The sequence below is a fragment of the Saccharopolyspora antibiotica genome (assembly GCF_047200635.1).
In the GTDB taxonomy this organism is placed as follows: Bacteria; Actinomycetota; Actinomycetes; order Mycobacteriales; family Pseudonocardiaceae; genus Saccharopolyspora_C.
The window spans coordinates 173154-194074 of sequence record NZ_JBJZOI010000009.1; the positions used below are offsets into that span (position 1 = coordinate 173154).

General features: G+C 75.4%; 15 protein-coding genes and 1 other RNA gene. 6 read left to right on the plus strand and 10 right to left on the minus strand.

Going from position 1 to position 20921, the window contains the following annotated elements:
• Nucleotides 1-6: 6 nt before the first annotated feature.
• Both ACL03H_RS09785 and ACL03H_RS09790 read right to left on the minus strand, forming a co-directional pair.
• On the minus strand, nt 7-1254 hold the full coding sequence (locus ACL03H_RS09785) for an alpha/beta fold hydrolase (protein WP_412810815.1): 1248 nt from the start codon (nt 1252-1254) through the stop codon (nt 7-9).
• A gap of 265 nt (nt 1255-1519) precedes the next feature.
• Nucleotides 1520-3085, minus strand: a complete 1566-nt coding sequence (locus tag ACL03H_RS09790) for a peptide deformylase (RefSeq protein WP_412810816.1) — start codon at nt 3083-3085, stop codon at nt 1520-1522.
• Between the two features lie 196 nt (nt 3086-3281).
• Here ACL03H_RS09790 and ACL03H_RS09795 point away from each other — a divergent pair, with 196 nt between their 5' ends.
• A complete protein-coding gene (locus ACL03H_RS09795) occupies nt 3282-4541 on the plus strand; it encodes a DegT/DnrJ/EryC1/StrS family aminotransferase (RefSeq protein ID WP_412810817.1) in 1260 nt (419 codons plus the stop codon).
• A 30-nt stretch (nt 4542-4571) separates the two neighbouring features.
• Here the strand turns inward: ACL03H_RS09795 and ACL03H_RS09800 are convergent, their stop codons facing one another.
• The 4 genes from ACL03H_RS09800 to ACL03H_RS09815 are packed head-to-tail and all read right to left on the minus strand — an operon-like array spanning nt 4572 to nt 12871.
• Nucleotides 4572-5816, minus strand: coding sequence for a DUF2399 domain-containing protein (locus tag ACL03H_RS09800; RefSeq protein ID WP_412810818.1), 1245 nt, complete (start codon nt 5814-5816; stop codon nt 4572-4574).
• Nucleotides 5809-9981 (minus strand): TIGR02680 family protein, encoded by a 4173-nt coding sequence (locus tag ACL03H_RS09805; RefSeq protein ID WP_412810819.1) that lies wholly within the window; start codon nt 9979-9981, stop codon nt 5809-5811. The genes ACL03H_RS09800 and ACL03H_RS09805 overlap by 8 nt, the downstream gene beginning before the upstream one ends.
• Nucleotides 9978-11240, minus strand: coding sequence for a TIGR02678 family protein (locus tag ACL03H_RS09810; RefSeq protein ID WP_412810820.1), 1263 nt, complete (start codon nt 11238-11240; stop codon nt 9978-9980). Before ACL03H_RS09810 ends, ACL03H_RS09805 begins: the two co-directional genes overlap by 4 nt.
• Entirely contained in the window at nt 11237-12871 is a 1635-nt protein-coding gene (locus tag ACL03H_RS09815; RefSeq protein WP_412810821.1) for a DUF2397 domain-containing protein, read from the minus strand. Before ACL03H_RS09815 ends, ACL03H_RS09810 begins: the two co-directional genes overlap by 4 nt.
• A 160-nt stretch (nt 12872-13031) precedes the next feature.
• On the opposite strand from ACL03H_RS09815, the gene ACL03H_RS09820 reads away from it, so the two are divergent.
• Nucleotides 13032-13970 (plus strand): cobalamin biosynthesis protein, encoded by a 939-nt coding sequence (locus ACL03H_RS09820; protein ID WP_412810822.1) that lies wholly within the window; start codon nt 13032-13034, stop codon nt 13968-13970.
• 45 nt (nt 13971-14015) lie between these two features.
• Here ACL03H_RS09820 and ACL03H_RS09825 read toward each other — a convergent pair whose 3' ends face one another.
• From ACL03H_RS09825 to ACL03H_RS09835, 3 genes are read right to left on the minus strand one after another with little or no spacing between them, the layout of a single operon-like run.
• Entirely contained in the window at nt 14016-14840 is an 825-nt protein-coding gene (locus ACL03H_RS09825; protein ID WP_412810823.1) for an SURF1 family cytochrome oxidase biogenesis protein, read from the minus strand.
• A 58-nt stretch (nt 14841-14898) separates the two neighbouring features.
• Entirely contained in the window at nt 14899-15765 is an 867-nt protein-coding gene (locus ACL03H_RS09830; protein WP_412810824.1) for a fructosamine kinase family protein, read from the minus strand.
• Between the two features lie 57 nt (nt 15766-15822).
• Nucleotides 15823-16281, minus strand: coding sequence for a low molecular weight protein-tyrosine-phosphatase (locus ACL03H_RS09835; protein WP_412810825.1), 459 nt, complete (start codon nt 16279-16281; stop codon nt 15823-15825).
• 114 nt (nt 16282-16395) lie between these two features.
• Here ACL03H_RS09835 and cobC point away from each other — a divergent pair, with 114 nt between their 5' ends.
• From cobC to ACL03H_RS09855, 4 genes are read left to right on the plus strand one after another with little or no spacing between them, the layout of a single operon-like run.
• Nucleotides 16396-17430 carry an Rv2231c family pyridoxal phosphate-dependent protein CobC gene (gene cobC, locus ACL03H_RS09840; protein ID WP_412810826.1) on the plus strand — a complete coding sequence of 345 codons (1035 nt, stop codon included), beginning with the start codon at nt 16396-16398 and terminating at the stop codon, nt 17428-17430.
• Between the two features lie 31 nt (nt 17431-17461).
• A complete protein-coding gene (locus ACL03H_RS09845) occupies nt 17462-18310 on the plus strand; it encodes a Nif3-like dinuclear metal center hexameric protein (RefSeq protein ID WP_412810827.1) in 849 nt (282 codons plus the stop codon).
• Complete coding sequence (locus ACL03H_RS09850; RefSeq protein WP_412810828.1) at nt 18307-19035, plus strand: zinc ribbon domain-containing protein; 729 nt, start codon at nt 18307-18309, stop codon at nt 19033-19035. The genes ACL03H_RS09845 and ACL03H_RS09850 overlap by 4 nt, the downstream gene beginning before the upstream one ends.
• Complete coding sequence (locus ACL03H_RS09855; RefSeq protein ID WP_412810829.1) at nt 19035-20138, plus strand: bifunctional RNase H/acid phosphatase; 1104 nt, start codon at nt 19035-19037, stop codon at nt 20136-20138. The genes ACL03H_RS09850 and ACL03H_RS09855 overlap by 1 nt, the downstream gene beginning before the upstream one ends.
• 223 nt (nt 20139-20361) lie before the next feature.
• Here the strand turns inward: ACL03H_RS09855 and rnpB are convergent.
• Nucleotides 20362-20759: RNase P RNA component class A (gene rnpB / locus ACL03H_RS09860), an RNA gene on the minus strand.
• Nucleotides 20760-20921: the final 162 nt, after the last annotated feature.

Sequence of the window (20921 nt, forward strand, 5' to 3'; positions counted from 1 at the left end):
ACCCGCTCACCCGTTCCGGCCGGGGGAGTGGGCGACCGACCTGAAGCTCACGGGCGCGTCGCGGAGGCGGCCCGCCCGGGGCGGGGTGGGGCGCTCCTCGCCGGGGACGTGCCGAGGGCCCGTGACGAGGTCGCCGAGCGACGTGCGCAGGGCGCGGGCGGCGAGCTGGCGGCGCACCGAGCGGGGCGAGAGCTCCGCCAGCAGCCAGCCGATCGCGGGCGGCAGCACCCGGGTCAGCCGCTCCCGCGCGCAGTGCCCCGCGCCCGGCACCAGCCACACCTGGGCCTCCGGCCGGTCGGCCAGCGCGACGGTGTCCCGCAGCGGGACGTAGGGATCGCTCGTGCCGTTGATCGCCAGCAGCGGCGCGGCCGAGGCCGAGCTGAGCAGGCCCTGCCTGCGCAAGGAGAACTCCAGCGAGAACCGGTCCGCGTCGGCCCGCTCCGGCAGCGCGGGCAGGTCCAGCGCGTTGCCGATGATCCCCGCCATCCCGTGCGGCAGCCCGAGCACGTCCACCGCGGACCCGTTCGCGCCGATCGGCCCGCCGAGGTCGATCGCGGCGTGCACCCGCCCGGTCAGCGCGAGCTTCGCCGCCCAGTGCCCGCCGAAGCTGAACCCGAGCACGGCGCTGCGCGTGCACCGCGCCCGCTCCGCGAGCCGGCGCACGGCTCCCGCCAGCAGCAGATCGGAGTCCGGTGCCATCGGCACCTGGGACTCACCGGTCCCGGGCATGTCCACGGCGGCCACGGTGAGCCCGCTCAGCAGCGCGATGCGCAGCGCGGTGCGGTGCAGCTCCACCTTCCAGGCCGCCGCTCCGCCGCACACCACCAGCAGCTGATCGCTGACCGCCCGGGGCCGCCGGTAGACGTGCGCGACCACCCGGGTCGTGGCGCCTCCGCGCGGCACGTCCACCGCGTAGCGGCGGAAGCTGACCGGCAGGTTCGCCGAAGCTCGCTGGAAGCACGCGAGCTGGCGCTCGTAGGCCTCCATCCGGTCCGGAGTGGCCAGGCACGGGAAGCGGGCCGCGCCCCAGCAGGCCGCGGCGCCCGCCCAGTCCAGTTCGGACTCGGCGCGGCGCGCTTCCGCGGCCCACAGCGGAACCCAGGCGGTGCGGCCGCGCCCCCACATGTCGTCGACGCGCTCGTGGACGCGGTGCAGCACGGGCGTGGGGACGCCCCAGCTGTGGAACTGCCGGGCGAGTTCGGTGAGCAGTTCCGCCGGGTGCACGGGGAAGGTGAACATGACCGCCTCCGTCATGTCAGGTGCTTTTCCGTCGTGGCGGGCGGGAAAGCCGGTGCCGTGGCCTGTCCGCCGATGGTCCCCCGGCTGGTGGGGGGGGCACCAAGCGACGTGGCCGGACACTACCCGAAAATACGTGCGCGAACGTGCGTTGATCTTGGTTACGCGCCGGTAGCACCCGTTTCCGGGACCACTCCCGGGCGAACGGGACCGCTCGGTGACGCACTGTTCCCGGCGCCGCCCACCCTGAACCGGCCTCGGGCCGCGCGGCCCGGAGGGGCGCTCAGTCGCGGGGGTAGTGCCAGTTGGTCCCGGTGCCGCGGTACTGCTCGACGGGGATCGGACTCGCGTCCGGCGCCAGGTGGTCGGTGCAGAGCACGCCGCAGAGGTGGTCCACCTCGTGCGCGACCAGCCGCGCGATGCCGTGCTCGAAGATCGTGATCCGCCGTTCCCCGGTGATGTCCTGGTGCTCCACGTGCACCACCACCGGCCGCGGGATCGGGCTGCGGACGTCGAAGAAGCTCAGGCAGCCCTCGTACTGCTCGTCCCGCTCCTCGCTGGACTCGATGATCCGCGGGTTGAGCAGCGTGATCAGGTCGTCGCTGCCGGGCGGGCGGACGATCGCGGCGGCTCGCTCGATGCCGATCTGCGGAGCCGCGATGCCCATGCCCTTGCCGAAGGTGTGCGCCTTCGCGATCCGCTGCGTCGCCGAGTGCAACTCGTCGATCACGCGCCGGGCGTCCTCGGCCTCCGCGGGCAACGTGAACGGCCGGGCCGGGCGCCGCAGCACCGGATCGCCCTCCTGCAGGACGCCCAGCGCCGTCATGGTCTCGCTCGGCTTCGGCGGTCCCGCCGGGGTCGCGGGGGCGTGGTTGCGGAAGTGCCACTCCAGCCGGTAGCGCGCGTGCAGCGGCGGATCCTCGGTCGACCAGGCGTAGACCGTGCGGTCCTGCTCGTGGCGCGTCTCGATCGCCGTGTGGAACGGCATCGACTCCGCCGTCATGGAGGTGTGCAGCCCCCACACCGCGGGTTCCAGCTCCGCGGGGAAGTTCAACGTCACCGATAATCGCGTCGTCGGCAGCCGCACCGCGCGGCGGAACCAGTGGCCCCACTTGTCGTCGCTGACCGTGTAGGTGTACTCGATCCAGGCGCTCTCCCCGGGGTAGAGCGGGAATCGCCCGGAATCGTTGGCGAACAGCAGCCACACCTCCTTGAAGGCGTCCCGGTCGTGCTGCACGCTCCAGCGCATCGGTTCCTCGCGCCGTTCTCCGTGCCAGGCCTGGAGGTCGATCTCCTCCCAGGTCAGCGGCGCGTCCCGGTACAGCCGGTTGGAGCGCTCCGGGGCGCCGGGGAACCGGTCCACCGAGATCCGGATCAGGTAGCGGGTGATCGGCTCGGTGCCGTTGTTGACCAGATGCCGCCGCATGGTGGCGCGGTAGGAACCGTTGACGTAGAACAGTTCCGCGTGGTCGTGTTCGACCACGAGCCCGCCCGCGGGCTCGATGACCGGAGCCGCCTGCTGCGGCGGGCTCGGCTTGCGCGGGACGGGGACCGCGTTCTGCTCCCGCCACGCGCGGCGCAGCGAACCGCCGGCGTTGAGCGCGCCGTCGGCGGCCTGGGCGAACTCGCGGGAGGCGTGCTCGCCACCGCTCTCGACCTTCGACACGTACGACCTGCTGTACCCCATCTCCCGGGCCAGCGCGGATCTCGACAGACCGCGGACGTCGCGCCACCGCCGGAACTCGGCCACGAACACGTCCTGCTCCGCCGCCGGGTCGAGATCGGCTTTCGCCTGGCCGGTCATGGTCACCATCCCCATCACGTCCGGCGTGCGTGTGCGTGAGCTCACCGTGAGCAGGCGCTCAGCCTACGCACACGCACCCCGGGTGCGGTCCCCTGCGAACGAGGTTCTCCGACGCCGACCGCAGCAATCACACAGATGGCGGGTAGCTGAGCGAAAAATGTTCCCAGAAGTATTCGCGCGCACAACGATCTCGCGTCCGCCGGCCTCCTCCCGGTGGTGCGGACCCCAAGGATCTGATCACGTGAGCAGTCCCCTCGCGATTCACGGCGGCCCGCCCGCGGTGCGCTCGGCCGCCCCGCAGGTGACCTGGCCGCCGCTCGACGTCGGCAGAGCGGTGGCCGTGACCGCGCAGCTCTGCACCCGCGTCTCACCGCCCGGTCGCGGCGGCGTCATCGCTGAGCTGGAGGGCGGGCTCGCGGAGTTCTTCGGGGTGCGGCACGCGGTGCTCACCTCCTCCGGGACCGCCGCGCTGCACGCCGCCTACTCGGCGCTCGGGCTCGCCGACGGCGACGAGGTGATCGTGCCCGCCTACACCGCGCACCCGACCGCGACCCCGCTGTTCCACCTGCGGGCGAAACCGGTGCTGGTCGACTGCGACGAGCTGGGCAACCTCGACCCGCTGGGGGTGGAGGCCGCGATCACGCCGGCCACCCGGGCGATCGTGGTCACGCACCTGTGGGGCGTGCCCGCGCGGATCGAGGCGCTCGCCGAGATCGCGGAGCGCCACGGGCTGCGACTGGTGGAGGACGGCTCGCACGCGCACGGCGCGGCCGTCGGCGGCCGCCGGGTCGGCACCTTCGGGGACGTCGCGGCGTTCAGCGCGGGCGGCACCAAGCCGTTGTCGGCGGGGGAGGGCGGATTCGTGCTCACCGATGACGACGACCTGTACTACGGGGTGCTGCTGCACGGCCAGGACGGGGCGCGCTGCCGCGCCGAGATTCCGATCGACCACCCGCTGCGCCGCTACGCGGTGACCGGCACCGGTCTGGCGCAGCGGATGCACCCGCTGGGGGCGGCGGTGGCGCTCGGCCAGCTCGGCGAGCTGGACCGGCGGCTCGGCGGGCGGCGGCAGCTCGCCGCGCGCATGATCGCGGAGCTGCGCGGGCTGCCCGGCATCTCCGTGCCCGAGGTGCCCGCCCGATCCGCCCCCGCCTGGTACGCGCTGGCGCTGCTGCACCGGCCGGAGGAGCTGGGCGGACTGCCGGTGGACGCGCTGGTCGCGGCGCTGCGTGCGGAGGGCTGCCTGGAGGTCGAACACCCGAGGTCCCCGCGTCCGCTCAACGAGCACCCGCTGTTCGACGCCCCGAACCGGATCTTCCCGAACCTGCCGGAGGGCTGGCCGCGTTACCGGGCGGGCCAGTACCCGCGAGCGGAGCGGCGGCACCGCAACACCCTCACCGTCCGCGTCCCGCACGACGACCCGGTCCTGGCCGAGGGCTACGTCCGCGCCTTCCGGAAGGTCATCGCCCACCACCGCGCCCTCATCGAACCGGCACCGTGACCGGTCGCGGCGCGGGTTCGCGGCCAGCGGTCACAGGGCGCGGTCCCGCAGGTCGGCGAGGAGGGCGGGGAGGACGGTCTCCTCCTCCACGGCGCGGGCGGCGGTGGACATCAGGTCGGCGAGCTGCGGGTCCCACGGGCTCCCCACCGGGGAACCCACCAGGTTCGGCAGGTCCGCGCGGTCTCGCGCCGCGCGGTCGAGCGCCTCCCGGTAGTCGGCAGCCGACATGCGCCACGGGCCCGCGCCGTGCTCCGACCACAGCGAGCCGGCCAACGCGAGGCCCGGCCAGTCGAAGTCGCCGTGGTAGCGCAGCCGCGCCCCGTCGGCGCGCAGCCGCCGCAGCAGCTCCAGCGCCACCGGCGGGGGAGGCCCCGCCAGGCACACCAGCGGATGCCGGATCCCGGCCCGCACGGCGGCTTCCAGCACGCGCGGGGTCTCGCAGACCGCGATCGCGGTGTCCGGGGCCACCAGCCGCTCCGGCGCGACGGCCAGGTCCCGGTGCGAGAGCTGGGCCGGCAGCGCCAGCGCGGTGCGCTCGGTGATCGACCGGGACCAGGCGTCCGCACCGGTCAGCGGCAGCGCCCAGGTCAGCACCGAGCCCGCCACGGCGTCCACGACCACCCCGCAGCGCTCCCACAGCGCCTGCCGCTCCCGCGCGTTCCCGGGGGGATCGACGTCGTGCGCCAGCGCCGCCGCGCGCAGCACGATCCGGCTCAGCGCGCCGCCGTCGTCGAGCTCGTGCGGGGCGTCCGGCGCGGCCAGATCGGCGCGGGAGACCCAGCTCGCCGGAGTCCGCGCCGGGTCCAGGTCGAGCGCCGCGAGCACCGCCGCCGCCCGCGCGGCCGCGGCGGGCAGTTCCGCCTCGGCGATCCGGCCGTACTGGTGCAGCCAGCGCAGCCACGGTTCCGCCCAGGGCGCCCGGTCCAGCCCGTGCGCCGCGAGCGCGGCCAGCGCCGGGTCCGCCGCGGTGGTCTCGGCACCGGTCGGCCCGGGTTCGGCGACCGGTCTGCCGTGCAGGGCCTCCAGCACCCGGGGCAGGTCGAGCCCGGCCTGCTCGCGCACCACCCGGTCCAGCTTCGCCAGCATGATCCGCGAGTGCCCCAGGTGCAGCGCCCGGCCGTAGACCGCGCTCACCGCGGCGCGGGTCGCCTCGTCCGGCAGCGCGACGCCGAAGCGGTCCGGCCGCTTCGGCGATTCCAGCGCCTCCCGGGCGCCCTCCCAGAGCCCGCGCAGCTCCGGTCCGCCCCAGGTCTCCCGGACCTCCGCCTCAGCCATCGGTGCGCTCCATGTCCCGGCCGTCCCAGGTGGTGTGGGTGCAGGCGATCCCGTGCCCGCTGCGCGGCCGCAGCACGTCGTAGATGTGCATCTTCGGGATCTTCGGCGACACGCCCCACCCGCTCGGCCAGGTGATCAGCCAGTCCATGTCCAGGTCCACCAGCAACCCCAGCATCCGCGCGATCGTCGGATCGTCCAGCCGCTCGAACGCCTCGTCCAGCAGCACCAGCCGCAGCGGCCCCCGCCCGCCGGAGGACACGCTCACCGCGTCGTAGAACGCCGCCGCGGCCGCGAACAACGTCACGTAGGAGATCAGCCGCGTCTCGCCGGAGGACAACTGCCGCAGCCGCCGGACCCGGGGCCTGCCCTCGGGGCCGGTGTCGCGCACCCGCACGGTGAACGCGAACCAGGAGCGGTAGTCCAGGGCCCGGGACAGGATTTCCGCGTAACCGCCGGAGGCGCTGTCCCGCTCGGCCTCGATGAGGTCGGTGAACACCTTGCGCAGCAACGAGTCCTGGTCGTCGCTGCGATCGGAGAACGGGGTGCGCACCAGGTCGATGGCCTGCTTGATGTCGTCGCCGAGCGAGGGCGCGGGCTCCCACTCCAGCTGGACGTGCACGCCCTGGCTGGAGCGGGCGCCGTCGAGCACCTCGTTCATCCGCGCGCACAGCGACTCGGCCACGGTGACCTGGCCGCGCAACCGCTCCGCGAGGTCGCGGATCAGGTAATCGGCGAAGATCGACCGGTACCGCTCCCCGAGGAAGCCCCGCTGCTCGGCCAGGCGCTCGGCGACCCGGCGGGCCGCGTCGGCCACGGGCTGCGGACCTTCCTCGCCGGTGACGGTGACGGTGAGCAGGCCCCGCTGGTCGCCGGCGGCGATGTCGTAGCCGCCGCTGAGCGAGTTCTGCAGGGCCTGGAACCGGTTGAGCACCGCGGTCTCGCCCGCGGTCTTGCGGTCGGTGACCGCCGCCAGCAGCTCGGCCGCCTCCGCCGGATCGGCCGGGGGTTCGACGCGGTGCGCGCCGTCCTCGCCCACCACCTCGGCGGCCGCCCACACCCCGGGCACCCGCAGCGCGGCGGTGAACGCGGATTCCGCCGTCGTCGCCTCGGATTCGCGTCCGGCGAGCTGCGCCTGCCGGGTCTCCTGCTGGGTCTCCAGCCGCACCACCTGCTCGCGGGCGGTGCCGATCCGCTCCCGCGCGGCGGGCAGGTCCTGTCGCAGCCGCGCCCGTTCCCGCTCCAGTTCGCCGACCTTGCCGGAGATCTCCTGCGCCTGCCCGCCGACGGCCTCGCTGAGCTCGGCGAGCCCCGCCGCCTGCTCGGCGTGCTCGGCGCAGCGCCGCTCGGCCTGGGACTCGGCCTCCATCCGGTCGGCGATCGCGGCGTCGTGGTGCAGCGCCAGGTCGCGGAGGTCGGCCAGCGTCGTGAGGCAGCGGGACTCCACGACCTCGCGGAGGGCCTCGATCGCCGAGCGCGCCTCGCTCGCGGCCCGGTTGGCCTGCTCCAGGGCCTGCGTCTCCGGTGGCAGCTCGGCCTCGCCCGCCGCGCGCACCAGCTCGGCGCGGGTCGCCTGCCAGCGCTGCTCGGTGCCGTCGAGCTCACCGCGCGCCTGCCTGGCGTGTCGGTCGGCGTCCTCGGCGGCGTCGGTGGCCGTGGCGACCTGGGCGTGCGCGGTGACCAGGTCGGAGTCGTCGGGGAAGGATTCCAGGTGCCGTTCCAGGGCCTCGCCGTGCTCGGTGGCTTCCCGGTGCCGCCGCTCCACCTCGCCGATCTGCTCGCGCAGCCCGGCGAGCTCCTCCTCCAGCTCCGCGACGCGCCGGGCGCGGGAGGCCTCGCGGGCACCCGCGCCGACGAACTCGGCGGCGTCCTTGCGCCAGGTCCCGGACAGCACCCCGGCCCGCCAGCCGCCGTCGGTGCGCACCACCAGCCCGGGTCCATCCGATGTGGACACCGAGGCGAGCAGGGCGGCGACGTGCCGCTCGGCGACGGGGCCGTCCGGTTCGGGCGTCGGCACGAGCAGTTCGGCCAGCGTTCCCGTCGCGCTCCCGGTCCCGGGAGCGGCGAGCACGTCCGCGAGCTCGGCGACGGCGCCCCCCTCCGAGACCCAGGCGTTGAGCAGCCCGCTGGCCTGCAACGCGGCCTCCAGCCCGGCCCGCTCCCGCTGGTCCAGCGACGGCCGGAAGTCCACCAGCCGGTAGAACGCGCTGCCCCGCTGACCGTCCCGCTCCGCCGAGGCCCACTCCGGGCGAGGCGGGGTGCGCTCCACGCCGGAGCGCAGCTCGGCGAGCTCCCGCTCGCCGGTGCGCACCCGCGCGCGGACCTCGCCGAGCTCCTGCTCCACGGCCGAGATCCGCTGCCGCGCCTCCTGCGAGCGGGGTCGCGCCCAGCGCCGGGCCCGCTCCCGCGCCTCCCGCGCGGCGGACCGCTCCGCGAGCAGCTCCTCCGCGGCGGGCGGCCCGGGCACCGGATCGTCCGAAGTGGACTCCGGATGCGCGGCGGCCCAGCGGCGGGCCAGCTCGCGCCAGTCCTCGGCGGCGGCCGCGAGCCGCTGGTGCGCCTGGTTGCGCCGCCCCACCGCTTCCGTCGAGATCAGCTGGGCCTGCCGCGCCTGCTGCTGAAGCTTGCCGACCTGCTCGCGCTCCCGGTCCAGCTCCACCGCCCGCTGGTGCAGCGCCAGGGTCAACGCGCCCCGCCGCTGCGCCTCCGCGCCCGCCTGAGCTGCCCGGTCCGCCGCCGCGCGGAAGCGCTCGGCGAGCGCGTCGGTGTCCACCTCGGGCGCGCTGCGCCGGTCCACCTCCACCAGCTCCGCCTCCGGCTCCGGCGCGGCCCGCACCCGGTCCGGGGTGCTGATCGGCTCCGCCTTCGGCACCTCCGGGGGGCGGGGCACCAGCCCGGCGTCCAGCCCGGCCGCGCCGAGCTGCCGGTTCGCCCGCTGCGCGGCCTGCTCGGCGGCCTCCGCGTCGCCGACGAGCCTGCGCAGCGTGCCCAGCACCGATTCCGCCGAGCGATCCTCCTGCGCGCGGTGCCGCGCGGCGGTCTCCAGCGCGGACACGGCCGCCGAGCGCGAGCCCTCCACGACCCGCTCCCGGTCCCGCAGGTTCTGCAGCTCCGCGTAAGCGGGGTGCGAGCGCAGCGCGTCGATGCTCGACTCCAGCGAGCCCTCCCGCTGCTCCAGCTCGGCGACCGCGCGCTGCGCGGACTCCCGCTCCGCGCGGTGCTGAGCGACCTGCCGGTCCAGCTTCGCCAGTTCCTTGCGCAGCGAACCCAGCCGGTCCTGGGCCGCGCGCATCGACTCGGCCCGCTCCCGCAGCGCCCCCAGCGCGTAACCGGAGTAGGTGGACAGGAAGGCGCTCAGCGCCTTGTCCGCACCGGTGAGCCGGACGATGTTCTCCCGGATCGACTCCAGGTCGTCGAAGGAGCTGGCCAGCCGCTCGATCAGCGCGGGCTCCAGCGGAGGCAGCGCGTCGGAGAGGATCTGCTCCAGCTGCCCCTCCAGCACCTTCAGCCCGACGTCCGGGTTGCGCAGCGTCCGCTGCAGGTGCAGCAGGTCGCCGTAGCGGGCGGCGGGCACGCCGTAGACCTGCGCGGCGATCTTCGCGCGGAAGCTCTGGTCGTCGAGCACGCAGTCCGCGCCCAGGGCCTCCCGCAGCTGAGCGGGCCCCAGCGGTACCCGGTCGGCGCCCACCAGGTGCAGCGTCATCCCCACCCGGCGGCTCGTGACGAACCGCCAGGAGTCGCTGACCGCCTGCGAGGTCTTCGAGGCCTTCACCCCGATCCCGCAGGTCAGGAACTCCTCGCCGCCCTCGGGGGAGTCGCGGCGCAGCTCCACCCAGGCGTAGCCGATCCGGTTCGGACCACCCGGGTACTCGTCGAGCATCAGCCGCCGGATGCTGACCGTGTCGAAGCCCTTGGAGCCGAGCTGGCGCAGGTCGCCGTCCAGGCACAGCGGCAGCAGCAGCTCCAGCGTCCGCGACTTCCCGGAGCCGTTGGTGCCCTGGAAGATCGCCCGCCCACCGGAGAGGTCGAAGGTGTGCTCGGCGTACTGCCAGATGTTCACGATCCCGCCCCGGTGCAGCCGCCAGCGGTGCACCGGTCCCGCGGACAGCGTGCCGCCCGCGTCCGGGGTGGTGGCCTGGTCGGCCGGGGGCGCGTCGTCGGGGCTCACCGTGAACCGTCCTCTTCCAGATCGTCGAACAGGGACAGGCCCGGAGGTTCCGGCGCCGGTGCGGGTTCCGGTTCCCGGCCGGGCGCGGGCGTCGCGTCCGGCTCCGGCAGCCACCGGTGCGCCGCCGGGCTCAGCCACCAGGTCGATCCGGCGGGACCGCCATGATCCTCCCCGGCGAGCGCGGTGCCGTCGGCGGCCTCGGCGCGCAGCACGCCGAGCCTGCGCAGCAGGTCCACCACCGAGCGGACCAGCTCGGCTGGCTCCTCGGTGGCCTGCCGGGACCAGGCGGCCGGGTAGGAATCGACGAGCTCGGCGCACACCTCCTCGAAGTCCCGCCAGGTCACCGGGTGCCTGCCGTCGGTCTCCCTGGGCGCACCGCGTTCCAGCAGCGGGGGCAGCGCCAGCAGCGCCACCCGGGCCACCGTGCCGGTGCCGGGGAAGGGGGTGTCGGTGAGGTAGTCCTCCGGGTCGCTCACCACGATCCCCTCGGAGCGGATCTCGGTGACCAGCCCGAAGAACCGCTCCAGCAACCGGGATTCGGCGGTGAGGTTCCGCAGCAGCCAGTCCCGCTGCTCCGGCGGCAGGTCGGCGTGCAGCACGACCGGGTCCTCCACGAGCCGACGCCGCACCACGTGCTCGATGCTGCGCGGGCCCGCCTGCGCGGCGGCCGCCACCAGCTCCGCCGGTCCGGCCGAGGCCCCGATCGGGCCCGCGGGCAACTGGCCCAGCAGGTCGGTGTCGATCGTGATGAGCGCTTCGGCCGCGGAGTCGGTCGCGGTCACGGTGCCCTCGGTCTCGCTGATCACTCCGAGGGCGACCAGGTGCCGCAGCGCGGCCGTCAGCGCCCGCCGGTCGGGCTGGTCGTCGACCACCGCCACGCCCGCTTCCACCGCCGCGGCCCGCACGTCGACCACCAGCCGCGACAGCAGCACCTGGCGGCCGATCCCGGTGAGGGTGGCCAGCGTGAGCGCCACGTAGGCGTAGCCGCGCGGGGTCAGCGCGGGCTCGCCGCGCGTCGCGTCCTCGCCCGGCCCCGCCTTGTAGAGCCGCGCGAACCGGCGCTCCACCACCAGCCGGTAGCCGAGCAGCGAGGAGAACACCTCGTGCAGCGCGGCCCGCTGCCGGTAGATCATCGGCAGCAGGTCGCCGTCCGGCGCGCCCTCCCGCAGCAGCGGGCGGCGCAGCAGCGCCCGCGCGCAGCGCACCACGTTCGAGGCGTCGATGGCGGAGAGGTCGTCGAAGGCCCTGGTCGCCGTCATCGCACGGCCTCCGCCGGAACTGCCCCGTCGCCGCGCAGCTCCAGCACCGCTCCGGAGAGCGTGAGGCTGCCGGAGGTGCTGCGGATGCGGGTGTCCGTGCCCGGTTCGGGGCGGATCGTTACCCGCAGCCGGTGCACCGGGTCCAGCGCCGTGCCGGGGTCCTCGGAGCTGTCCCGCTGCGCCATCGCCAGCGTGAGCAGCTCGCACAGCACGCCCAGCGCCTCCCCGGACAACCGGGTCTCGGCCAGCGCCCCGCCCGCCGCCGCGAGCTCGGCGACCGCCGCCCCGCGCCGCGCGTCCTCCTCCCGGGCCTCCGCCAGCAGGGACTCCTCGGTCATCGGGTCGTCGAGCACCCGCGAGGTGCGCCCGCGCGCTCCGCGATCACCCCGGCTGCGCACGCTCACCGTCACGTCCTGCACCGGGCCGTCGCGCCAGGCGACGTCGTGGTTGTCGCTGTCGTAGTCCGGCGCGGGCAGCAGGTGCCGCGCCGAGTGCAGCCCGAAGGCGGCGGCGTAGAGCCGGTGCGCCTCGTGCGGCTCGGACTCGTCGAACCAGCGCGCCAGCTTGAGCAGCTCGCCCCGGCGGCCCGGCAGCAGCCCGCCGCCGGAGGTCGCTCGCTTCACGCTCGCCAGCAGGGAGCCGATGGCCCGCGCGGTCGCCTCGCGCAGCGCCGCGACCTGGCTGGGCCGCCCGGGGGCGTCCACGAACCAGTCGGTGAGCTCCTGCCAGTCCGCCGCGGTGCGCCCGCGCGCCCGCTCCACGTCGGTGCCCAGCTCGTCGGCGGGGCCCAGCAGCCGCAGCAGCTCGCCGCGCGCCCTGGCCAGACCCGCCAGCGAGCCGGCGATCGTCTCGGTGTGCCGCAGCACGTCCTCCACGACCATCTGGATGTACTCGACGAGCAGGTTGCGGAACCCGGAGATCTCGTCCGGCGCCAGGTGGTGCCGGGTGACGATCTCGCCGAGGTAGGCGTAGAAGTCGCGGACCGTGGCGGCGAGCTCGGCGTGCTGCAGGAACACCGTGGTCACGTGCTCGGCCAGCCGCTCCCGGGTCTGCCGGGACCGCTTCGAGCCCGGATCCCCCGACTCGGCGGTCAGCGCCGCCGACAGCGCCGAGCCGATCTCGCCGAGCCCGCGCTCGATGGCGGGCAGCAGCTCGCGGGAGACCTCGCGGGCCCCCTCCGGGACCCGCAGCAGCGCGTCCACGTCCCGCTGCACCCGCACGGCGAGCTTGCTGACCTGGTAGCGCACGCTGCCGTGCTGGAACTCGGCGATGCTGGCCGCGATCGTCTCGCGACGGCCCAGCACCAGGTTGCCCCAGCTGCGCAGCTGCTTGAGCCGCTCGACCACGGTGTCCACATCGGACTCGCCGGGATCGATGCGATCCTCCCGCTCGGCGGCGGCCAGCGCCGCGGTCACCTCGCCGATGGAGAGGTCCGCGAGCAGCGTCGAGGTGAACAGCCGCATGATCGCCAGGTAGGTGCGGTGCTCGCGCGCGCTGAGGTAGGCGAACAGCCGCAACCGCTGCTGGTCCGCCCGAACGTCGTCAGCCGCCTGCGCGGGGGCGGCGGACTCCGCGTCGGTGCCCGCCACCCCCGCGCGCAGCACGTCAGCTTCGTGATCCGGGGCCGTCACGGTCGGCCACGATAACCCGAGGCTTGGACACTCCCCGTCAAGAGCCCGGGGAAGCGCTCGCCCCGCGAGCCCCGGCGGCGGGGACGGCTGCTCGCACCGCGCTCGGTGGCGGTAGCGTTCTGTGCTGCCCGGACGGGCGAACGAAGGGGGAGTCGCAGCGGTGAGCGCGGGACGAGCAGTCGGATTGCTACTCGGAGTCGCAGCGGACGCTGCACTCGGTGACCCCCGGAGGAGGCATCCGGTGGCCGGTTTCGGCAAGATCGCGCAGACCGCCGAGACCCTGCTGCACCGCGATCACCGCGCCGCCGGCGTGCTGCACGTCGGTGTGCTCGTCGGCGGCACCGCCATCGCGGGCGTGCTCGTCGAGCGCGCCGCCCGGCGCAGCCCCGTGCTGGAGGCGGCCGCCACCGCGCTCACCACCTGGGCCGTGCTCGGCGGGGCGTCGCTGGCCGACGAGGGCACGGCGATGGGCAGGCTGCTCGACGCCGGCGATCTCGACGGCGCCCGCGGCCGCCTGGCCCACCTGTGCGGCCGGGAAGCCGCGCACCTCGACGGCCAGGGCCTCGCGCGGGCCACCGTGGAGTCCATCGCGGAGAACACCTCCGATGCCGTGGTCGCCCCGCTGGTCTGGGGCGCGGTCGCCGGGATTCCCGGCCTGCTCGCCTACCGCGCGGCGAACACGCTGGACGCGATGGTCGGGCACCGCAGCCCGCGCTACCTGCGGTTCGGCTGGGCGGCGGCCCGGTTCGACGACGCGCTCAACCTCGCCCCGGCCCGGCTGGCGGCGTTGCTGACCACGGCCTGCGCCCCCGTGGTCGGCGGCTCGGCGGGCGGGGCCTGGCGCACCTGGCGCCGCGACGCGGCCGCGCACCCGAGCCCCAACGCGGGGCAGATCGAGGCGGCCTTCGCCGGGGCGCTGCAGATCCGCCTCGGCGGGCGCACCGTCTACGGGCACACCACCGAGGAGCGGCCGATCATGGGGGAGGGGCGCACCGCCGACGCGGGCGACGTGCGCCGCGGCGTGGAGCTCTCGCGCGTCATCGGCTCGGTCACGGGCGTGCTGGCCGCGACCGCCGCCCTGCTGCGCGGACGCCGCTGAGGTCTTCTCGGGAACGGCTTCCCCGGCAGCGTCCGGGGAAGCAGGTCACTCGCCGCGCGCCGCGGCCTCCTCGCGCTCGCGGCGCTCGTCCTCGGCGACCGCCTCGGCCACCGAGAGCTTCCGCGGCTTGCGGTTCTCCGCGGTGCGCGGAGCGCTGAGCTCGGCGTGCACCAGGTAGCCGATCGCGGCCAGCGCCATCACCCCGAACGCGATCCACTGCAACGCGTAGGAGAAGTACGGTCCCGCCGACAGCTGCGGCAGCGGCAGCGGGCCGAGCACCCCCGGCTGGCCCTCGACCAGCGCGAAGTACCCGGGCCGCAACGGCACGCCGCTGCCCGCGCCGACCACGCGCGAGTCCACCGAGTACGTCCACCGGTGGCCCTGGCGCTCGAACACCGGCCGGTGCTCGGTGTCCCGCTCGTCCATCCGGATCCGCGCGGTGATCGTCACCTGCCCGGCCGGGGCCGGGTCGTAGGCGGGGGCGTCGGTGCCGACGGGCCGCACGAACCCGCGGTCCACCAGCAGGACCTCGCCGGTGGTGGTGCGGAACGGGGTGAGCACCTCGATGGCCGGTTCGCCCTGCACCGAGCGCAGCCAGGCCAGCGTCTCGCCCTCCGGCAGGTAGCTGCCGGTCGCGGTGATCTTGGTCCACTCGGTCGCCCGGTCCGGGCGCGCGCTGGCGGGCAGCACCTCGGTCAGCGGGCGCGGCTCGGCGGTGAGCGAGCGGGAGATGGCGTCGTTGCGCGCCTGGGTCTCCTCGTCCCGGCCGAACTGCCACGGCGCGAGCAGCGTGAAGCACAACGTGGCGAACAGCACGACCAGCAGGATCAGGCCGATCCAGCCGGGCCGGAGCAGGAACTTCAGGCGCACGCTCCCACGGTAGGCGGCCGCGCCCCGCCCGCGCCGCCCGCCCCCGAGGCGGCCTCGGTCACAGCGGGGCGGCGCGCGCGGCGGCGACGGCCTGCCGCGCGTACCCGCCGCCGAACAGCACGGCGTGCACCAGCAGCGGGAACAGCTGGTGCACGCCGATCCGGTCCTCCCAGCCCGGCGCCAGCGGCCGGACCTCCCGGTAGGCGGCCCGCAGCCGGTCCAGGTGCGGGCAGCCGAACAGCGCGAGCATCGCCAGATCGGTCTCCGGGTGCCCGCCGTGCGCGGCCGGGTCGATCAACCACCCGGCGCCCCCGCTCCAGTGGACGTTGCCCGCCCACAGGTCCCCGTGCAGCCGCGCGGGCGGCGCCCCGGCGCCGGGCAGCTCGGACAACCGCCCGCAGACCCGTTCGACGAGCGCGGACTCCTCGGCGTCCAGCAGCCCGCGGTCCGCGGCGCCGCGCAGGTAGGGCAGCACGCGGTGCTCGGCGTAGAAGGAGGGCCAGTCGGCGGCGGGTTCGTCGCGCATCGGCGCGAGACCGATCCAGGCGTCGGCGGGCCCGCCGGGCGGCGGCGAGCCGTGCGCGGGCGCGCCCGCGTCGTGCAACCGGGCCAGGCCGCGGCCGAGCTCCTCGGCGGCCGCCGCGTCCGGCCGACCGGGCTCCAGGTGCTCGGTGATCAGGTACCGCTCGGTGCTGCCCAGCACTTCCGGCACCGGCACCACCCCGGGCTCGGCCAGCCAGGCCAGCGAGGCCGCTTCGGCGGCGACGGCCCCGGGCAGCTCGGGCGGGTTCGCCTTGACGAACACCCGCCTGCCGTCGGCCAGCAGCACGGAGCGCGCCGCGCCCGCGTCCCCACCGCCGAGCTCGCGGACGTCGGCGACCTCGCTCCCGGTGAGCCGCCGCACCACCTCGTCGATCTCACCCATCGCGCACCTCCGGAACAGCACCCCGCGAGCGGGGTGCGCGGTTCGTCCGCCGGACGCTCAGCAGCGTTCGCGGGTCCAGTCGAGGAGTCCGGGCACCGAGGCCTCGATCATGGCGAGGACGTCCTCGAAGCCGCGGTCCCCGCCGAAGTACGGGTCCGGCACCTCCGCGCCCTCCGCCGAGGCCGGGTCGAAGGAGCGCAGCAGCCGAACCCGTTCGGGCTCCTCCAGCGCGTCGCGCACCACCCGCAGGTGTCCGGCGTCCATCGCCAGCACCAGGTCCGCGCCCAGGTGCTCGTCGCCGAGCTGCGCGGCCACGTGCTCGGTCGGGTAACCGTGGTCGGCGAGCACCTTCAGCGTCCTCGGGTCCGCGCCCTCGCCCACGTGCCACGGGCCGGTACCGGCGCTGCTCACCTCGATCCGCTCGTCCAGGCCCGCCCGGCGGACGTGTTCCCGGAACACCACCGCCGCCATCGGCGATCGGCAGATGTTCCCGGTGCAGACGAACGACAGGTGCACGGCTACTCCTCCGGCGGGGTGAGCTGGGCGGTCGGCCACCGACGGTACGGGGCGCGGTCGCGGGGCACTTCCGGGGCCGCCGATGATCATCAGCCGCTCGGTACACTCCCCGTGATGACTAGCGAAAACGAGCTCGATCCGCTGCGCCACCACGGTGATGTGGACGCCACCGCGGGCCTGCTCGACTTCGCCGTCAACGTCCGCCTCGAACGCCCGCCGCGCTGGCTGCGCGAGCACCTCGCGGGCGCGCTGGAGGACCTGGGCCGCTACCCCTCGGCCGCCGACGACCTCGCCGCCCGCACCGCCGTCGCCGCCCGGCACGGCCGGGACCCGGCGGAGGTGCTGCTGCTGTCCGGGGCGGCCGAGTGCTTCGCGCTGCTGCCCGCGCTGCGCCCGGAGCTCGCCGCCGCCGTGCACCCCTCGTTCACCGAGCCGGAGTTCGCGCTGCGCTCGGCGGGCGTCCCGGTGGAGCGGGTGCTGCTGCCGGACCACCGGCTCGACCCGGCGCTGGTGCCCGGCGCGGCGGACCTGGTGGTGCTGGGCAACCCGACGAACCCGACCTCGGTGCTGCACCCGGCGGAGGCGATCCGCGCCCTGGTCCGGCCGGGCCGGCTGGTCGTGGTGGACGAGGCGTTCTCCGACGCCGTGCCGGGGGAGCCGGAATCGCTGGCGCCGCACCGGATCCCGGGCGTGCTCGTGGTCCGCAGCCTCACCAAGACCTGGGCGCTGCCCGGCCTGCGCGCCGGGTACGCGCTCGGCGAGCCGGAGGTGCTGGACCGGTTGCGCGCTCCCCGGCCGCACTGGCCGCTGGGCACCCTCGCCCTGGCCGCGATCGCCGCGTGCAGCGCTCCGGGCGCCGTCGAGGAGGCCGCCCGAGCCGCCGTCGAGATCGCCGCCGAGCGGGACCGCTTCGCCGCCGAGCTCGCCGCCGTCCCCGGGATCGAGGTCGCGGGCCCCGCCCGCGCGCCCTTCCTGCTGCTGGACGTCCACAATGGTGCGAAGGTGCGCCGCGCGCTGCGGGACCGGGGGATCGCGGTCCGGCGCGGCGACACCTTCCCCGGGCTCGGACCGGACCACCTGCGGGTGGCGGTCCGCGACCCGCGGCGCAACGCGGTCCTGGTCGGGGCGTTGCGCGAGCTTCTCGGATAGTGCGAAGACCGAACCAAGGGGTGCGATTCGGATGACCGTGCGGATTCAGGACGTCGTGGAGTCGCTGGAGGCCGCCTACCCGCCGGAGCTGGCCGAGAGCTGGGACGCGGTGGGGCTCGTCTGCGGTGATCCGCAGGCGTTGGTGCAGCGGGTGCTGATCTGCGTCGACCCGGTTGAGTCCACTGTGGACGAGGCGATCGGATTCGGCGCGCAGCTGGTGGTCGCGCACCACCCGCTGCTGCTGCGCGGGGTGCACGGGGTGCCCGCCGACGACCCGAAGGGGCGGCTGGTGCACCGGCTGATCCGCTCCGGCATCGGGCTGTACTGCGCGCACACCAACGCCGACAGCGCGGCGGTCGGCGTCTCCGACGCGCTGGCCGAGGCGATCGGGCTCACCGTCACCGGTCCGCTCTCCCCGCACTCGCCGGGGGCCGCCACCGGGCTCGGCCGCATCGGTTCGCTGCCGGCACCGGAGCCGTTCGGCGGCTTCGTCCGGCGGGTCGCGGAGAACCTGCCCACGACCGCCTGGGGCGTGCGCGGCGCGGGAGACCCGGACCGGGAGATCCGGACCGTGGCGGTCTGCGGCGGCGCCGGGGACTCGCAGCTCGCGGCTGCCGCGGCGGCGGGCGTCGACGCCTACGTCACCGCCGACCTGCGCCACCACCCGGCGGACGAACACCTGGCCAGCGACGTCCGGGCGCCCGCCCTGGTGGACGTCGCGCACTGGGCGAGCGAGTGGCCGTGGTGCCAGCAGGCGGCCGACGTCGTGGGCGCGGCGCTACCGGATACTGTCGAAGTTCTCGTCTCCACTCGCCGCACCGACCCGTGGACCACCCACGCCACCGGTGCGACACCCGACTCCGGGAGGACCCCCGCGTGAAAGCCGACCCCGCCGTGCAGCGCCGGTTGCTCGACCTGGCGGAGGTGGACGCCGAGCTCAACCGCGTCAACCACCGCCGCCGGACGTTGCCCGAACTGGAGGAGATCGGCCAGCGCGAGCGCGCGCTCCAGACCCAGCGGGACTCGCTGGTGGCCGCGCAGACCTCGTTCGGCGACATCGACCGCGACGCCAAGCGCCTGGAAGCGGAGATCGACCAGGTCCGCAAGCGCGAGGACCGGGACCGCAAGCTGATGGAGTCCGGCGGCTCCGCCAAGCAGCTGGAGGACCTGCAGCACGAGCTGCAGACCCTCGCGCGCCGCCAGGGCAACCTGGAGGACGAGCTGCTGGAGGTCATGGAGCGCCGGGAGGCGCTGGAATCCGACGTCGAGCGCGCCCGCGCGGGGGTCGCCGAGGCCGAGGAGCGGCTGGCCGACGTGCAGCACCAGCGCGACGAGGCGATGGCGGACCTGGACTCCGCCGAGGCGAAGCGGACCGTGGAGCGGGAGTCGCTGGCGGGGACGCTGCCGGAGCCGCTGCTGGCCCTCTACGACCGGATCCGCGCCGCGAAGGGCGTCGGCGTCGGACCGCTGCAGGGCAACCGCTGCGGGGCCTGCCGCATCGAGCTCGACCGCTCGAAGCTCAACGACCTGCGCGACGCGGCCGCCGACGACGTGGTCCGCTGCGAGGAGTGCGGCGCGATCCTGGTTCGCACCAAGGACTCCTGATGCGCGTCCTCGTCGAGGCGGACGGCGGGTCGCGCGGCAATCCCGGTCCCGCCGGGTGCGGAGCCGTGGTGCGGGACGCGGCGGGAGCGGTGCTCGCGGAGCGCTCGCGCTGGCTCGGCACCGCGACCAACAACGTCGCCGAGTACGAGGGCCTGCTCGCCGGGCTCCGCGCCGCGGCGGAGCTCGGCGCGGACGAGGTCGAGGTCCGGATGGACTCCAAGCTCGTCGTGGAGCAGCTCTCCGGCCGGTGGAAGATCAAGCACGAGGCGCTGCGGGCGCTCGCCGAGCGGGCCCGGGAGCTGATCGCCGACTTCGACGCGGTGACCTTCGAGTGGATCCCCCGGGCGAGCAACGCGCACGCCGACCGGCTGGCCAACGAGGCGATGGACACCCGAGCCGATCGCGACGGCGGGGGCGAGGCCGCTCCCGGGCCGGCGACCGAGCAGCGGATCCGGCCCTCGGGCTGGAACGGCGCGACGGGCTCGCCGACGAAGCTGCTGCTGGTGCGCCACGGGCAGACCGCGATGTCGATCGACCGCCGCTACTCCGGCCGCGGCGACGTGCCGCTGACCGAACTCGGCGAGCAGCAGGCGCGCGCCGCCGCCGCCCGGGTCGCGGGCCTGGACGGGGTCGACGGCACCGCGCCGGTGCTCGCCTCGCCGCTCGGGCGCACCCGGCAGACCGCCGAGGCCGTCGCCGCCGCGACGGGCGGGGAGCTCCGCTTCCACGACGGCCTGCTGGAGACCGACTTCGGCGCCTGGGAGGGGCTGACCTTCCTGGAGGCGGCCGAGGCGTACCCCGAGCTGCACCGGTCCTGGCTCGGGGACTCCACCGTCGAACCGCCGGCGGGGGAGAGCCTCGAAGCCGTCTTCGAGCGGGTCACCGCGGTCCGCGACGAGATCGTCGAGACCTGGGCGGGCCGGACGGTGATCGTGGTCAGCCACGTCACCCCGATCAAGGCCCTGCTGCGACTCGGCCTCGGCGTGGGGCCCGCCCTCTACTACCGCCTCCACCTGGACCTGGCGTCCCTGTCGATCGTCGAGTTCTACCCCGACGGCAACGCCTCGGTCCGCCTGGTCAACGACATCTCGCACCTCGTCTGAATTCCCCGCGCGTCCTGGCGGGCTGGGGGGTCGAGCCCCGGCGGCGGTGCCGGTCGCTCGGGCCCGCCCCGCTCGGCGGCGGTGCCGTCGGCGGGCCAGCAGCGCGGATTCGGGCAGCGAGCGCCGCGGACGTGCCCGGATCGCGGCCGCGTTGATCATCTCGGCGGTGGACCAGCGCGAAGATCGGGCGGTCCACCGCTCCCGCGGCGCGGGGAGGAGGGGGTGGAGGAGTCGGCCTGTAAGCCGGATCCTGTTCCCGGAGATCTCGCGATGCTCCGGTCGGCGACCATCCATCTCGGCCTGCCGTCACCGGCAGGCTCCAGCGGCCTACCCGCAGGCTCGGGCGGGCAGCCCTCGATCACCTGCGCAGACGCCCGGGGGCGTCCTCTTGGCCTTGCTCCGGGTGGGGTTTACCAAGCCGCCCCGGTCACCCGGGGCGCTGGTGGTCTCTTACACCACCGTTTCACCCTTGCCCGGTCGGCGAACCGTCCGGGCGGTCTGTTCTCTGTGGCACTGTCCCGCGGGTCTCCCCGGGTTGCCGTTAGCAACCACCCTGCCCTGTGGAGTCCGGACTTTCCTCGACGCGGGCCGTGCCCGCGACGCGGCCGCCCGGCCGACTCATCCACCGCCCCCAGTCTAGCCACCGGACTCGTCCGCCCGGCCCGGCGGCCTGCGCGGATCCGGGCATTCCGGGCGCCGCTGATCGGGCTCGCTGGTCACTGCCCGTGGAGGCACCTGCACGCGGTGGTGGCCGGTGGAGCCGCTACGCTGGATGCAGTCAAG